At 65.6% G+C, this 14,015-nt stretch carries 15 protein-coding genes; 10 read left to right on the forward strand and 5 right to left on the reverse strand.

From position 1 onward, the window contains the following. Positions 1-34: 34 nt before the first annotated feature. Both ELS24_RS24745 and ELS24_RS24750 read left to right on the forward strand, forming a co-directional pair. Entirely contained in the window at positions 35-1,099 is a 1,065-nt protein-coding gene (locus tag ELS24_RS24745) for a M4 family metallopeptidase (RefSeq protein WP_127185611.1), read from the forward strand. Beyond that, entirely contained in the window at positions 1,096-1,428 is a 333-nt protein-coding gene (locus ELS24_RS24750; RefSeq protein ID WP_050450106.1) for a protealysin inhibitor emfourin, read from the forward strand. The genes ELS24_RS24745 and ELS24_RS24750 overlap by 4 nt, the downstream gene beginning before the upstream one ends. On the opposite strand, the gene ELS24_RS24755 is transcribed toward ELS24_RS24750, so the two are convergent. After that, the gene (locus ELS24_RS24755; protein ID WP_164741295.1) at positions 1,425-2,669 is read right to left on the reverse strand and encodes an MFS transporter; all 1,245 of its coding nucleotides are present in this window, start codon (positions 2,667-2,669) and stop codon (positions 1,425-1,427) included. The genes ELS24_RS24750 and ELS24_RS24755 overlap by 4 nt on opposite strands. A 125-nt stretch (positions 2,670-2,794) precedes the next feature. Here ELS24_RS24755 and ELS24_RS24760 point away from each other — a divergent pair, with 125 nt between their 5' ends. Further along, the gene (locus tag ELS24_RS24760) at positions 2,795-3,625 is read left to right on the forward strand and encodes an AraC family transcriptional regulator (protein ID WP_050450105.1); all 831 of its coding nucleotides are present in this window, start codon (positions 2,795-2,797) and stop codon (positions 3,623-3,625) included. Here the strand turns inward: ELS24_RS24760 and tam are convergent. Together tam and ELS24_RS24770 are read right to left on the reverse strand one after the other, a co-directional pair. Then, complete coding sequence (gene tam / locus ELS24_RS24765; RefSeq protein WP_127185612.1) at positions 3,597-4,388, reverse strand: trans-aconitate 2-methyltransferase; 792 nt, start codon at positions 4,386-4,388, stop codon at positions 3,597-3,599. The two genes, ELS24_RS24760 and tam, sit on opposite strands and share 29 nt — an antisense overlap. A 160-nt stretch (positions 4,389-4,548) precedes the next feature. Beyond that, positions 4,549-5,535: a TerC family protein gene (locus ELS24_RS24770; protein ID WP_050450119.1), complete on the reverse strand. Its 987-nt coding sequence runs from the start codon at positions 5,533-5,535 to the stop codon at positions 4,549-4,551. Between the two features lie 107 nt (positions 5,536-5,642). Between ELS24_RS24770 and ELS24_RS24775 the strand changes: the two genes are divergently transcribed. From ELS24_RS24775 to ELS24_RS24785, 3 genes are all read left to right on the forward strand, one after another. Next, complete coding sequence (locus ELS24_RS24775) at positions 5,643-6,536, forward strand: LysR family transcriptional regulator (RefSeq protein ID WP_050450103.1); 894 nt, start codon at positions 5,643-5,645, stop codon at positions 6,534-6,536. Positions 6,537-6,617: 81 nt separating this feature from the next. After that, entirely contained in the window at positions 6,618-7,019 is a 402-nt protein-coding gene (locus tag ELS24_RS24780) for a hypothetical protein (protein WP_050450102.1), read from the forward strand. A 115-nt stretch (positions 7,020-7,134) separates the two neighbouring features. Continuing rightward, positions 7,135-7,746, forward strand: coding sequence for a hypothetical protein (locus ELS24_RS24785; RefSeq protein WP_050450101.1), 612 nt, complete (start codon positions 7,135-7,137; stop codon positions 7,744-7,746). A 6-nt stretch (positions 7,747-7,752) separates the two neighbouring features. On the opposite strand, the gene ELS24_RS24790 is transcribed toward ELS24_RS24785, so the two are convergent. Then, positions 7,753-8,154, reverse strand: coding sequence for a hypothetical protein (locus ELS24_RS24790; protein ID WP_050450118.1), 402 nt, complete (start codon positions 8,152-8,154; stop codon positions 7,753-7,755). Positions 8,155-8,306: 152 nt separating this feature from the next. Here ELS24_RS24790 and ELS24_RS24795 point away from each other — a divergent pair, with 152 nt between their 5' ends. The 3 genes from ELS24_RS24795 (at position 8,307) to ELS24_RS24805 (ending at position 11,347) form a co-directional block, all read left to right on the forward strand. Next, complete coding sequence (locus ELS24_RS24795) at positions 8,307-9,584, forward strand: XAC2610-related protein (protein ID WP_127185613.1); 1,278 nt, start codon at positions 8,307-8,309, stop codon at positions 9,582-9,584. A 35-nt stretch (positions 9,585-9,619) separates the two neighbouring features. Beyond that, positions 9,620-10,234, forward strand: a complete 615-nt coding sequence (locus ELS24_RS24800) for a YdcF family protein (RefSeq protein ID WP_127185614.1) — start codon at positions 9,620-9,622, stop codon at positions 10,232-10,234. 69 nt (positions 10,235-10,303) lie between these two features. Beyond that, positions 10,304-11,347, forward strand: coding sequence for a histone deacetylase family protein (locus tag ELS24_RS24805; RefSeq protein WP_127185615.1), 1,044 nt, complete (start codon positions 10,304-10,306; stop codon positions 11,345-11,347). On the opposite strand, the gene ELS24_RS24810 is transcribed toward ELS24_RS24805, so the two are convergent. Next, entirely contained in the window at positions 11,344-12,678 is a 1,335-nt protein-coding gene (locus ELS24_RS24810) for an MFS transporter (protein ID WP_127185616.1), read from the reverse strand. The genes ELS24_RS24805 and ELS24_RS24810 overlap by 4 nt on opposite strands. A 233-nt stretch (positions 12,679-12,911) precedes the next feature. Between ELS24_RS24810 and cyoA the strand changes: the two genes are divergently transcribed. Continuing rightward, positions 12,912-13,955 carry a ubiquinol oxidase subunit II gene (gene cyoA / locus ELS24_RS24815; RefSeq protein ID WP_050445556.1) on the forward strand — a complete coding sequence of 348 codons (1,044 nt, stop codon included), beginning with the start codon at positions 12,912-12,914 and terminating at the stop codon, positions 13,953-13,955. Positions 13,956-14,015 lie beyond the last annotated feature (60 nt).

Raw genomic sequence — 14,015 nt, forward strand, 5'->3', positions numbered from 1 at the left:
TCGGCAAGCGGCCGGCGCTGAAGATGGAGACCGAATGCCACGTCCTTCCGAGTCCGCTCCCTTGATCGGCGTGATTCCCCCTTACATGCTGGACCGCCTGGCGCAACACAGCGACGCGCGCGTCAGCATGCCCGCCGTCAAAACCTTGATCATCGATCAGCAGCAGCGCGGCTTGCGCGAAATGTCCGCGCAACCGTCGCGCGCCACGCTGGCGCCCGCTTCCCCCCCGTCGCCCCCCGGTGTGCCGGAACGCGCGGTGCATGACGCGCACAACACCACCACGCTGCCCGGCACGCTGGTGCGCGCCGAAGGCCGCCCGGCCAGTGGCGACGTGGCGGTGGACGAGGCCTATGCGCACCTGGGCGCCACCTACAAACTGTTCTGGGAGGTATACAAGCGCCATTCCATCGACGGCCACGGGCTGCCGCTGGTAGGCACCGTGCACTACGGCGACGACTACGACAACGCTTTCTGGAACGGCGCGCAGATGGTGTTTGGCGATGGCGACGGCGAAATCTTCAACCGCTTCACCGTGGCCGTGGACATCATCGGCCATGAACTCACACACGGCGTGATCGACTCCGAAGCCGCCTTGCTTTACCAAGGCCAGTCCGGCGCCTTGAATGAATCGCTGTGCGACGTGTTCGGTGCCCTAGTCAAGCAGTACGCGCTGGGTCAGACCGCCACGCAGGCGGATTGGCTGGTGGGCGCGGGTTTGTTCACCGAGCAGGTCAACGCCCGCGCGCTGCGGTCCATGGCGGAACCCGGCAGCGCCTACGACGACCCGGTGCTGGGCAAAGACCCGCAGCCCGCCCACATGCGCGACTACGTCGATACCCCGCGCGACAACGGCGGGGTACATATCAATTCCGGCATTCCCAACCGCGCGTTTTTCCTGGCGGCCACCTCGCTGGACGGTCCAGCGTGGAAAGGCGCTGGCCGCGTCTGGTACGACACGCTGTGCGACAAGCGCCTGCGCCACGACGCCGACTTCAAGGCCTTCGCCGCTCTGACGTCAACCGTGGCCGCCGAACGTCACGACGCGGACGTCCAAAACGCGGTGTCACAAGCCTGGGCCGCCGTAGGAGTCCTGCCATGATCGAACTGCCCCCTCTGGACCTGGTGCTACTGGTACGGCTGACCCGCGAAGGCGGCGTGGCGTACCTGCCCGCGCTGACGCAGCCGCGCAGCATCAACCTGGCCACCTGCGCCCCCGAGGTGCGCCAGGAAGTCGGCGACGCGCTGCAACGCGCGGCCCCGCGTGCCGTGGCGGACTGCGCCCAAGCGGGTGGCGACCAACGCTATTTCCACGTCGAAATCGTGCTGGACCGCGACGAGCAAAGCGCCATCAGCTTCGACGTGCCCGAGGCCGACGCGCCCGACACGCTGATGCAACTATGGAAGGCGCACGCGGCATCCCCCGGCTAGCGGGCCGTGGACACCGGTTGCGGCCTCGGCACGCGCGGCCCGCCAATCTGAATGGCGCGGCCCGCATACAGGCCGATGACCGCCATCGCCACGCACAGGATCGCGCACAACGCCAAGGCGACGCTCCACCCGCCAAGCCGGTCATGCAGCGCGCCCATCAAGGCGGGGCCGCTGGCGGCGAACAGATAGCCAACGCATTGCGCCATGCCTGACAAGGCCGCCGCCTGCTGCGCATGGCGCGCGCGCAGCCCCACAAAGGCCAAGCCCAGAATGATGCCGCCGCCCGTGCCCAGCCCCAGCAGCACGATCCAGGCCGTGGCCCAGCCGGGCGCCGTGATCAGACCCACGAACGCCACGAAGGACGACGCAGCCGAGCAGAACGCCGCGCCGCGCTGGTCTTTCATCCGGCGCACCACCGGCGCCAGGAACAGGGCGGGGCCGGCGGACATCAGTTGCAGCAGTCCATGCAAGGAACCCGCGCGCTCGGCGGAATAGCCGGCGTCGCGCAAGATGGCGGGCAGCCAGCTCACGCCCACGTAGAACACAAAGGAATTGATGCCGAGGTACAAGGTCACCTGCCACGCCAGTGGCGAATGCCACAGGCGGCCGCCGTGCGGCGCGTGCGCGGTGGTTGACGCCGGCGGCGTGTGCCGCGCCAACTGCGGTAGCCACAGCAGCATGCTGGCCAGCGGCAAGACCAGCAGGCACAGCGTGGAAAAGTGCCAACCGTTTACCGACAGCCCTGTCGACCACCCCGCCAGGGGAATCGCAATGGCCGAGGCCACGCCCGCCACGATGCTCATCGTCAACACATAGGCCGAGGTCAGCCCGGCAACGTGCTGCGGAAAGTCGCGCTTGACCAGGCTGGGCAACAGCACATTGCCGATGGCAATGCCCGCCCCGATGATGGCCGTGCCCCCATACAGGCCCCAGGCCGCGCCCTGTGTGCGCACCACGATGCCGACAGCAATCAGCACCATGGCGCCGAACAGCGTGCGTTCCAGGCCATGGCGGCGCGCCAGGCCCGCGGCAAACAAGGACACCACGGCAAACGCCAGCAAAGGCAAGGTGATCAGCATGCCGGCCGCCGTGGACGTCAGGCCCAGTTGTTCACGGATCATGCCAATCAGCGGCGGCACCCCCGTTACTGGCGCGCGCAGGGCCATGGCAATGCAAAGAATGCCCAGGATGAGCCACACCGGACGGCTGCCGGTGCGTAGAGAAACGGGAAGAGGATTCATGCCGCAAGCTTACGCAGGCGCGCCTTTACCGAATTTCGAGACAATGACAAACTATCCCGAAATTCAGCCAAACCGCGCCGGACCGTCCCGTCGGGTCGTCGTCCGCCGCTCCCTGCCCCGCCCGCATGCACCCTTTCCCACCCACGCCCTTCGATCCCGACTCAAGCTCGCAGCCCGCCTTTGCGATGCCGGTGGACGCCCCGGATCGGGACAACGAATCCCCCGCGCACCGCCACCACATGGGCCAGCTTGTGCTGGCCTTGCGCGGCGGCGTCACCTGCTCGGTACCGCAAGGGCTATGGATGGTGCCGCCCCAATGCGGCGTATGGATTCCGGGCGGCGTGCCGCACAGCAACCGCGTCACCGCCAATGCCCGCGTCTGTTTTTTGTTCGTGCCGGCCGCTGCCTCGGGCCTGCCGAATGAATGCTGCACGCTGGCCATCACGCCCTTGGTGCGCGAACTGATCGTGCACCTGGCCGCGCTGCCCGCGGCCGAGGCGCAAACAGAAGCCAACCAGCAACTGGCGGAGGTCCTGATCGAACAATTGCGCCGCATGCCCACCGAACGCCTGCATCTGCCGCTGTCAGACCACCCCCGCCTGCGCGAGATCGCCAACGCGCTGAACGCGGACCCCGCCGACCGCAGCACGGTCGCCCAGTGGAGCAAGCGCGTGGCGATGAGCGAACGCACGCTGGCGCGCCTGGTGCAGCAGGAAGTCGGCATGAGCTTTGGCCGCTGGCGCCAGCAACTGCACATCATCGTGGCCTTGCAGCGCCTGTCGGCGGGCGTGTCCGTGCAGCGCACCGCCGAAGACCTGGGCTATGAATCCGTCAGCGCCTTCATCACCATGTTCAAGAAGACGCTGGGCAAAACCCCGGCGCGATACTTCGCCGACAAATCGCAGGGGCCGGCTTCGCCCGACGCGCCTAGTCCTGCTTGGGGCCGGCAACGATGAACAAGCGGGGGAACGGCAGCAGCACCGTGCCGTCGGCCAGCGCGGGATAGGCCTCGGCGATCAGCGCCTGATAGCGCGCCAGAAAGCTCGCCTGTTCGGCCGCGTCCAGCTTGTCCAGATACGGCCGCAGCGCCGTGCCCTTGAACCATTCCACCACCGCCGCCGCGCCAGCCAGCGGATGATGATAGGTGGTGCGCCACACATCCAGCATGCCGCAATGCGGCTTCAGCAACTCGTAGTACCAGGACGCGCTGTGACGCGGCGGGTGCTTCACACTGCCCGTCTTCGCGGCCCACGGCGCCTCGCCCGCCACTTGCCGCGCCAGGCGGTGCGCGGGCTCTTCCATGTTGTCGGGCGTTTGCACGGCCAGGCTGCCGCCGGGCGCCAGCTTGCCGACCAGGCGCGGATACAGCGTGGCGTGGTCAGGCACCCATTGCAGCGCCGCGTTCGCCAGGATCACGTCGTACTGCCGGGGCGGATTCCAGGTGGCGATATCGGCCAGCTCGAACTGCAAGGACGGCAGACGCTTGCGCGCGGCTTCAATCATGTCTTGCGAACTGTCCATGCCGGTGACCTCGGCGTCGGGATAGCGCGCAGCCAGCACTTCGGTGGAATTGCCCGGCCCGCAGCCCAGGTCCACCGCCAGCCCGACCGCTTGGTTTGGCAAGGCGGCGACCAGGTCGCGCACGGGTCGGGTGCGTTCGTTTTCAAAGGCGGAATATTGCTTGGCGGACCAACTGTTGTGGTTTGCGGTGTGGCTCATGGCGGCTCCTTGCTGAAGGACGGATACGCGGGGACTCTACGCCTGGCCGCGTCATATTACAAATATGTATTCACGCCATTTTTCATATCGAATGCCTATGGCAGAGCCCAAAGAAAAACCGCCGGACAAAGCCGGCGGCTGGGGACAGCAACGCTGAGGATTACTGCGTCGTCAACGTATCCGAGCGGGTTTTCCACAAGGAGAACAACACACCGCCCAGGATCAGGCTGAAGGTCACGCCCAACGACACCGCCGCGGGCACCTTGCCGATGAAGCCGACCAGGAAGATCTTCGTACCGATGAACACCAGCACCAGGGCCAACGCGTACTTCAGGTAGTGGAAACGGTGGATCATGGCAGCCAGGGCAAAGTACAGCGCACGCAAGCCCAGGATGGCGAAGATGTTGCTGGTGTAGACAATGAACGGGTCCGTCGTGATGGCGAAGATGGCAGGCACCGAATCCACCGCGAACACCAGGTCAACAAACTCGATCAGCACCAGGGCCAGCAGCAGCGGGGTCGCAAAGCGCACCTTCTTGTTGGAGGCCGGGTCCGTCTCGGTGACCACGAACGCGTTGCCGCGCAGGCCTTCCGTGACACGCATATGGCGCTTCAGGAACTTCAGGATTGGGTTGGTGGCGATGTCCGGCGTCTGGTCGGCAATCATCCACATCTTGATGCCCGTGAACACCAGGAACGCGCCGAACAAATACAGCAGCCAGCCAAAGTTACTGACCAAGGCGGCGCCCAGGCCAATCATGATGGCGCGCAGCACGATCACGCCCAAGATGCCCCAGAACAGCACGCGATGCTGGTACTGGCGGGGAATCGCGAAGAAGCTGAAGATCAGCGCGATCACGAAGACGTTGTCCATGGACAGCGATTTCTCGATCATGAAGCCCGTGTAATAGGCCATGCCGCTGGTCGCGCCCAACTGCCACCACACCCAGCCGCCGAACAGCAGCGCGGCGGTGATGTAGCCGCCCGACAGCAACAGGCTTTCACGCACGCCGATCTCGCGGTCTTCCTTGTGCAGCACGCCCAGGTCAAAGGCCAGCAAGCTGACGACAATGCTCACGAACAGGAGCCAGGCCCAGGTCGGTGTCCCTAAAAAGTCGTTGGTGAAGAATGTGATCAAAGTGTCCATGATTGCCCCGCTGTGTTCGAAGGTGCCCATGATCCTGATTTGATGCCAACCGAGAAATCAGCCTGAAAGTGAGTTAAGGTTCGAAAAAACCGAAGTGAAGACAAGTCATGCTGAACTACCGACACCTGTATTACTTCTGGATGGTGGCCAAGGAAGGCGGCTTTTCCCGGGCCGCCGAACGGCTGGACATGGCCATCCAGACCATCAGCGCCCAAGTGCGCGATCTGGAAAAAAACCTGGGCCACCAGTTGCTAAAACCCGCCGGGCGCGGCGTGGCCCTGACCGACGCCGGCAAGGCCGCTTTCGCGCGCGCCGAAGAGATTTTTCAGATCGGCCATGTGCTGCCGCAGGAAGTTCGCGCGGCCGCCACCAAGCCTGTCATCCGCCTGTCCGTGGGCCTGTCCGACGGCATCTCGAAGCTGGCGGCGCACGCCTTGCTGGGCCCCGTGCTGGACACGCCCGACCTGCGCCTGACCTGCCATGAAGGCGAGGTGGAAGAACTGCTGGGCGAACTGGCCCAACACCATCTGGACCTGGTGCTGGCCGGCCAGGGCGCGCCCGCCAACCCCAACCTGCGCCTGACCAGCGACCGTCTGGTGTCGTCGGCGGTGGACTGGTATGGCCCGGCGCGGCTGGTGCGCAAGGCCGACACGCAGGACTTCCCGCGCTGCCTGGAGCGGCTGCCCGTGCTGCTGCCCACCGGCCATTCCGTGTTGCGCCAGACGCTGGACCGCTGGTTCGGCGAACAGGGCGTGCTGCCCAACGTGGTGGGCGAATTCGAAGACAGCGCGCTGATGTCGGTGTTTGCCGCGCGCGGCCTGGGCGTATTCCCGCTCAGCCGGCTGGGCGGCGACGATATCGGCCTGCTGCGCGGCTTGCGCCCGCTGGCCCGCTGCGATGGCGTGCATGAAGAAATCCACGCCATCCGCAACCGGCGCGGCCAGCACCATCCCCTGGTTCAAGCGGTGCTGGCGCACGCAAAGACTTCGGTTTTTTCTTAATGTTTGTCACACGCACTCTGGTTTTTTAGAAATAGAATCCGCTTTATCGTGGCCCCTCTTTTGAATCGGAGTACCACTGCAATGAAGAAAATCATCTGGCTCACCTTCGCCGCGCTAGCCGCGCTCTGGACGGGGTTGGTGGCGCTGACCCTGCAACTGACTGACTGGGTGCTGGCCACCATCTCTACCGCGCAGGTGCCGGGCAGCGCGCTGGACACGTCCCAATGGGTTGCGCCCGCGTGGGCCGCGGGCTGGGTGGACCCGGCCTGGCTGGCGTCGCTGCAAGGCGGCCTGGTGTGGGCCGCGCAGGGCTTGAATCAAATCTTGCCGGTAGCGGGCAGCCTGGGCACGCTGATCGCGGTGCTCGGCTGGATCTTCTGGGGCTTCATCATGGTTGGCCTGGTGGCGCTGGCCATGGTCTTGCACTGGCTGGCGGGCAAGCGCGAGCAGGCCAATGCGGCGCCTGGCCGCCAGGTGATCTGACCCAGGGGTCAACTCAGGGGGTGACCAAGGGGGGTGACCACGAGGGGTAACCAAGTGGTGTAATACCGGCAGGCAACGCGCAGCCCGGTGCGCTGCCCCGACACAGGAGCGTGCCTTGCCCACCCGAACTGTTCCCGCCCCGACCTCTGCCGCCTTGTTGGTCGTGGCCTGCCTGTTGCCCCTGGGCGCCATGGCAGCCACGCCCGCATCACCCAGCAACACCAGCGTGGATGTCTGCACCGTCGCCGGCACGTCAGGGCAGTACAGCGTGCGTGTGCGCAATACGGGGGCCGCGCCGCTGGCGCGCGTCGACATCACCGGTGTGCACTTGAACGCCTCCGGGCAGGCGACCGAACCGGTCAACGTCAGCCTGTCGGATATTCCTCCCGGCAAATACAAAACCGCCATCCTGGCGCGGCGCGGCGAATCCGCCGCCTTGGACCGCATCGTCACCTATACCTTGGCCGACGGCAAACAGATCCCGCAACAGGAACTGTTTGCCGGCAAGGTGGCGCACGTATCGCCCGGCTCGGCATTGCAATACACGCTGGCGCCACTGGCCGTGCGCGGCTGGACGGTGGCGTATGGTTCGCCCAACGCCGCCAGGCTGGCGGCCGGCAGCGCCGTCATCCTGAGCTACCCGGTACGCAGCGGCAAGCAGCCCGCCACGCGGCCCGAAGCCGGCCGCACGCCGACAGCGGTGGCGCCGCTGGAGCCTTGCGAATAACCCGGATCAGGTGCCGGCAAGCAGGTCGCGCTCGTTCAAGAGCGCATAGACGATTTCAGGCTTGTTCTCGAAACCCCGGCGGATGGCGGCGGGCAGCGCGGTGCGCGTCTTGCGGCACAAGCCCGGCGCGTCTTCCAGCTGAATCGCAATACCGCGCGACGTACGCACTTCGTTGTCGCTGGGCGTAATCACGATCACGATGCCCAACTGCGCCTGGATGCGGCCCTGCATGGCGCGCAGGTCATCCAGGCTGGTGATGTTTTCCAAGCGCGCGACGAGCCGTTTTTCTTCTTCCTTGGTCAGCCGCAGGATGCGGATATCCGCGGCGGGGTCCGCCAACAGGGTGTCGCGGTCGCACACACAGGCGCCCGGCGGACATTCTTGGCGGATGGGAAAGGGAAGGTTCATGGCGAAAAAACGCGCGACGACGCACAAGGCCTGGACGACACCAGACCGTCAATTCTACTCAAGATGCTCCGCCCCTCGCTGCTGCGCGCTACTCGTTTTCCCGCAGGGCGACGCGGTATATTGCCCCCCTTGCTCAAGGCGGGGAGAGGCGCATGAAACGGATTTTTCTGGCGGCCGCACTGGCGGCGTGGGCGGGGCAGGCGCAGGAGCAAGCCGCCCCGCGCAACGTGCCGTTTTCCATCAAGGCGGGCCTGCCGGGCGTGGTCACCCTCAGCAGCGGCGATACCCAGCAGGCCACCGTGCGCGTGGGCGATGGCCCCATGCAGCCGCTGGGCAGCTTCGATGACGACGTGGTTGACCAGGTCCAAGCCGTGGACATCAACCACGATGGCTACCGCGACCTGATACTGGGCCAAAGCGGCGGCAGCACGCAGCTTATCGCCCGGCTATTCCTGTATCAGCCTGATCGCGGCGGCTTCAAGGAAATCGTGCACCCCGACCCATCCAGCCCGTGCCGAGGCTTCGTCAACCCGGTCATCGACGACAAGCAGGCCGTGATCCACCTCGCGTGCCGCTATGGCGCCGCCAGCCACGGCTTCGAAGACTATGTGCTGCGACCCGACGGCACGGTGCGCGCCACGTCGTGGGGCACGCAGGCGCTGTTCGGCCTGGAGAGCGAGGCCGCCGAACTGCGCTACCGCTTTCGCGAAGACGGGTCGATTGACCGCATCGACATCGAAGGCGAAGGATCGCCACTGGAAGGCGGCGCCGTGCCGGTCAGCAAGCTGGACCTGACCGACACCCCAGACGTCAACGCCACACCCACCCTGACCGCCACCGAAGGCGAACACCTGGACGTCGTGGCCCTGCGCCCGCCCGACTGGCTGCAAGTGCGCTACGCCAGCAAGACGGCGGGCGATGTGCTGAAGTGGGTGCGCTATGCCGATCTGCGCGTGGACAAGCATCGGCTGGTGGCGCCGTCGTCGCCTGGCTCCCTGACGCTGGACCTTGCCGACACGCTGGCCGACTGGAATGGCGAGGACGGCGGCCAGTTCATCGTCAGCGTGACCAACACCCGTGAAGCGCCTGTCGCCCTGAATGCGCCGCGTGTCTGGCTGCTGCTGAGCAACGCACAGGGCCACCGCATCGTGCACCCGCTTTACCAGCGCGAAGCCGACACCCTGCACCCCGCCAACCCGCTGGGCCTGGCCCGCGACACTATCGTCTGGGCCGCCGGCGAAGACGGCAAGCCGGCCTACCTGCTGAACGACAACGGCTACAGCAACGTGCCGTTCCTGCCCGCGCTGGCGCCGGGCAAGTACCGAGCGGCCGTTGTATTGACCGACCCGGGCAATCTTGCCCAGCCCATCGTGTCCAACGACATCGGCTTCGAGTACCCCTTGCCGCAACAACCGCCCGCCTCACAATAAGCACGTTTTGAGGTTCATCCACCAGCGTGCCGCCCATGCCGCCCAAGCTTCTTCGACCTGATCACGCCCGTTCGAGCCGCGCTTCAGCCTTCCGTCTTGCCGCCCTGCTCCTGGCCGCCCTGATCGCGCTGACCCTGGCCGCCGCCGCCCTGGCGGCCACCGGCCTGCTCACCCGCGCGCGCCCCGCCGACGTGGCCATCGTGTTGGGCAACACTGTGCTGCCCAGTGGCGAGCCCTCGCCTCGCCTGGCCGCGCGGCTTGATCGCGCCTACGAATGCTATGCGGCCCGACAATGCCGCATTCTTTTCGTCAGCGGCGGCGTCGACCCTGCCGGCGCCGATGAAGCCGCCGTGATGCGCAACTACTTGCAGGCGCGCGGCGTGCCCGCCGACCGCATCGTGATGGACAGCGCGGGCAACAATTCCTGGGCCACCGCGCGCCACGCCAGCGCCTATATGCGCGAACACGGCTACACCAGCGCGCTGGCCGTCACGCAATACTTCCACCTGCCGCGCACCATGCTGGCGTTGCGCCGCCACGGCGTGGCGGACGTCAGCGGCGGGTATCCCCGGTTTTTTGAATGGCGCGACCTCTATTCCGTATTCCGCGAGCTGCCCGCCGTAGCCTGGTACGGGTGGCGGTCGCTATAGTGACGTTCGTCAATCCGTATTGGTGACGTTCGTCACCCCTCATTGCCCGCCCCTTCAAGGACCCATGCCGTGCTGATTTTCCACAATCCCGTCCATGACAAACACGCAGGCCGCCAAGAGATGTTCCGCGGCAAACTCGTGCCCTGCCACGAAACGCCGGCGCGCCTGGAATATGTGCTGGACGCGCTGCGCCAGCGCGGCATTGGCGAACTGCGCGCGCCGTCGGCGCCCGACATGGACCTGATCAAGCGCGTGCACACGCCGCGCTACGTGGACTTTCTGGCCAGCGCCTGGCAGGACTGGGTGGCGCTGGACCCGGCCAATGCAGACCTCGACATCCTGCCGTCCGTCTGGCCCGTGCGGGGCTTTCGCCACGATATCGAACCCACCAACTTCGCCGCCCGCCTCGGCCTGTTCTCGTTCGACAGCGGCTGCCCGCTGACGGCAGGCACCTGGGAAGCGGCCACTGTCGGCGCGGCTTGCGCCATCGACGCGGCACGCGCCGTGATGGCGCCGGGCGGCCCGCGCGCCGCCATGGCCTTGACCCGCCCGCCCGGCCACCATGCGGGCGCCGACTTTTTCGGCGGCTATTGTTTCCTGAACAACGCGGCGCTGGCCGCGCAAGCCCTGCGCGATGCTGGCGCCGCGCGCGTGGCGGTCCTTGACGTGGACTACCACCACGGCAATGGCACGCAAAGCATTTTCTATGAACGGGGCGACGTGCTGACCGTATCGATACACGGCGACCCCACCACGGAATACCCCTTCTTTCTGGGCTATGCCGATGAAGCAGGCGAAGGCGCGGGCTTCGGCGCCAACCTGAACCTGCCGCTTGCGGCCGGCACCGACTTCGCCACCTGGACGCAAGCGCTGCAAGAGGGCCTTGCGGCCATTCAGGCGTTCAAGGCCGATGCCGTGGTGGTGGCGCTGGGCGTGGACACCTACGAAGGCGACCCCATCTCGAAGTTCAAGCTGAAAAGCGCCGACTACCTTGACCTGGGCCGCGCGCTGGCCAGCCTGGGCCTGCCCACCGTGTTCACGATGGAAGGCGGCTATGCCGTGGCGGATGTGGGGATCAATGTGGCGAATGTGCTGGAGGGCGCGCGCTATTAATCCCGCGTTTCCAGCACCTTGTTGATGCGCAGCGCCAGCAAGGTGCACGCGGCGCCCGACAGCAGATAGATGCTGACGGCCACCAGCCCAAACCGAGCCGACAAGCCCAACGCCACCACCGGCGCGAACGCCGCGCCGATCAGCCAGGCCATGTCGGACGTGAGCGCCGCGCCGGTATAACGGAAGCGGCGCGTGAAGTTCGCGGTGACGGTGCCGGACGCCTGCCCATATGACAGGCCCAGCAACACAAAGCCCACCAGGATGAAAGCGTCCTGCGCGACCGGACCACCCCCCAGCAGCCACGGCGTGAACAAGGCAAAAATGCCGATTGCCCCCGCCAGCAGGCCCAAGGTGGTGCGCCGACCGATGCGGTCGGCCAGCCAGCCCGAAGCCACCGTGCCCAGAATGCCCAGCACCGCGCCAAAGATCTGCACGATCAGCACGTCGGTAACCCGCTGCGTGGCGCTGATGGCAATCCAGGACAGCGGAAACACTGTGACCAGGTGGAACAGCGCGTAGCTGGCCAAGGCGGCGAACGCGCCAATGAACAGGTTGTAGCCTTGCGAGCGCACCATCTCGGCGATGCTGATGGGTTCAAGCTCGCCCTCTTCAAGCAGTTGCGTGTATTCCTCGGTGACCACCAGACGCAAGCGCGCGAACAGCGCCACCACGTTGATGGCGAAGGCCACGAAGAACGGATAGCGCCAGCCCCATTCCAGGAAGTCCGCCTGCGTCAGCGTCACGTGCAAATACAGGAACAACGCGCTGGCCACCAGGAAACCCACCGGCGCGCCCAACTGCCCCATCATTGAATACCAGCCACGCCGATGCGGCGGCGCATTCAGCGCCAGCAACGACGGCAGGCCGTCCCAAGAACCGCCAAACGCCAAGCCTTGCAAGCAACGAAATACCGCCAACAAGACAATGGCGTGCGCGCCGATGGTTTCGTAGCTGGGCAGGAACGCCATGCCCACGGTGGCGGTGCCCAACACAAACAGGGCAACGGTCAGTTTTGTGGCGCGGCCCCAACGCCGCTGAATCGCCATCGACAGCGCGGTGCCGATGGGCCGCATGATGAACGCGAACGAGAAGATGACAAACGCCCAAAGCGTGCCTTCCAGCGGCGCTTCAAACGGGAAGAAGACTTTGGGAAAGACCAGCACGCAGGCGATGCCGAATACGAAAAAATCAAAGTATTCAGACGCGCGCCCCACCACCACGCCGACCGCGATTTCGCCTGGAGCCACCTTGGCATGGCTGGCCCCGCCGGACGTGGGCCCCGGGCCGGGAACGGAAGGGGCATGACCGGGATACCGCGTGGAGGTCGACATGGATTTGCTCACTGTTGGAAGTTCGAAAGGACGTTCGAAACCGCCTTGTCTACGATCTTGCAACCTGCTTGGCGCGCGACGAAGCCACCACGCGCCAAGCCGCATCCACACAGGGATAGCGCCCTGCCGCGCGCACAATCCCGTGCACACTTTTGTTCTTTTACCCTAGATTTTTCGCGGCTTCCAGCGTAGTGTTGCGTTTACTTCCCACGGTTACGTTTCGGGGTATGGCCATGTCGTCCCTCCCAAGGCTCCGCGGATTGATCTTGATTGCCGCCCTGCCATTGCTCGCTGGATGCAATGCGGTGCTGCTCTCGCCATCAGGCGACATAGCAGTGCAGCAACGCAATCTGATCATCATCTCAACCGGCTTGATGCTGCTGATCATCGTGCCGGTCATCTTCTTGACGTTTCTTTTTGCGTGGCGCTATCGGGCCAGCAACAAGGACGCGCACTACGACCCGGAATGGAACCACTCCACCATGCTGGAGCTGCTGATCTGGGCCGCGCCGCTCTTGATCATCATTGCGCTGGGCGCGCTGACCTGGGTCAGCACCCACCAGCTTGATCCCTACCGACCGCTGGCCCGCCTGTCCGAAGGCCGCGAGGTGCCCGCCGGCACCAAGCCGCTGGTGGTCGAGGTGGTGGCGCTGGACTGGAAATGGCTGTTCCTGTATCCCGAACAAGGCGTGGCCGCCGTCAACGAAATGGCCGCGCCGGTCGACCGCCCCATCCAGTTCAAGATCACGTCGTCATCGGTGATGAACTCGTTCTTCGTCCCTGCGTTGGCCGGGCAGATCTACGCCATGCCCGGCATGCAGACCACCTTGCACGCCGTCATCAACCACCCCGGCGAATACGAAGGCCTGTCCGCCAACTTCAGCGGCCCGGGCTTCTCGGCGATGCGCTTCAAGTTCCACGGCCTGGACCAGCAAGGCTTTGACAAATGGGTGGCCGACGCCCGCGCCTCCAGCACCACGCTTAGCCGCGACGCCTACCTGAAGCTTGAACAGCCCAGCGAACGCAACCCCGTGCAACGTTACGCCTCGGTGGCGCCAGGCCTGTTCGACGCCATCGTGAACCGCTGCGTGGAAGGCAACCGCATGTGCATGAAGGACGCCATGGCCATCGACTCGCAAGGCGGCATGGGCATACCCGGCGCGCTCAACATCACCACCCTGGACCCGGCCACGCGCGAGCGCCTGGGGCTGACCGGCACGCCGCCGCGCAAGTACGTGGGTTCCATGTGCACGTCGACCGAAGGGCTGGTGTTGTAGCGCCGCGCGTCTGCCGCGATCCGAACCGGATGACGCAGGGGTTTCATGAAATCGTGGTCT

This window comes from Achromobacter spanius, assembly GCF_003994415.1.
In the GTDB taxonomy this organism is placed as follows: domain Bacteria; phylum Pseudomonadota; class Gammaproteobacteria; order Burkholderiales; family Burkholderiaceae_B; genus Achromobacter; species Achromobacter spanius_C.

Excerpts from the sequence above, each read along its gene's own strand:
- ELS24_RS24745 (WP_127185611.1), top strand. The coding sequence starts at position 35 with ATGCCACGTCCTTCCGAGTCCGCTCCCTTGATCGGCGTGATTCCCCCT.
- ELS24_RS24750 (WP_050450106.1), top strand. The coding sequence starts at position 1,096 with ATGATCGAACTGCCCCCTCTGGACCTGGTGCTACTGGTACGGCTGACC.
- ELS24_RS24755 (WP_164741295.1), bottom strand. The coding sequence starts at position 2,669 with ATGAATCCTCTTCCCGTTTCTCTACGCACCGGCAGCCGTCCGGTGTGG.
- ELS24_RS24760 (WP_050450105.1), top strand. The coding sequence starts at position 2,795 with ATGCACCCTTTCCCACCCACGCCCTTCGATCCCGACTCAAGCTCGCAG.
- tam (WP_127185612.1), bottom strand. The coding sequence starts at position 4,388 with ATGAGCCACACCGCAAACCACAACAGTTGGTCCGCCAAGCAATATTCC.
- ELS24_RS24770 (WP_050450119.1), bottom strand. The coding sequence starts at position 5,535 with ATGGACACTTTGATCACATTCTTCACCAACGACTTTTTAGGGACACCG.
- ELS24_RS24775 (WP_050450103.1), top strand. The coding sequence starts at position 5,643 with ATGCTGAACTACCGACACCTGTATTACTTCTGGATGGTGGCCAAGGAA.
- ELS24_RS24780 (WP_050450102.1), top strand. The coding sequence starts at position 6,618 with ATGAAGAAAATCATCTGGCTCACCTTCGCCGCGCTAGCCGCGCTCTGG.
- ELS24_RS24790 (WP_050450118.1), bottom strand. The coding sequence starts at position 8,154 with ATGAACCTTCCCTTTCCCATCCGCCAAGAATGTCCGCCGGGCGCCTGT.
- ELS24_RS24795 (WP_127185613.1), top strand. The coding sequence starts at position 8,307 with ATGAAACGGATTTTTCTGGCGGCCGCACTGGCGGCGTGGGCGGGGCAG.
- ELS24_RS24800 (WP_127185614.1), top strand. The coding sequence starts at position 9,620 with ATGCCGCCCAAGCTTCTTCGACCTGATCACGCCCGTTCGAGCCGCGCT.
- ELS24_RS24810 (WP_127185616.1), bottom strand. The coding sequence starts at position 12,678 with ATGTCGACCTCCACGCGGTATCCCGGTCATGCCCCTTCCGTTCCCGGC.
- cyoA (WP_050445556.1), top strand. The coding sequence starts at position 12,912 with ATGTCGTCCCTCCCAAGGCTCCGCGGATTGATCTTGATTGCCGCCCTG.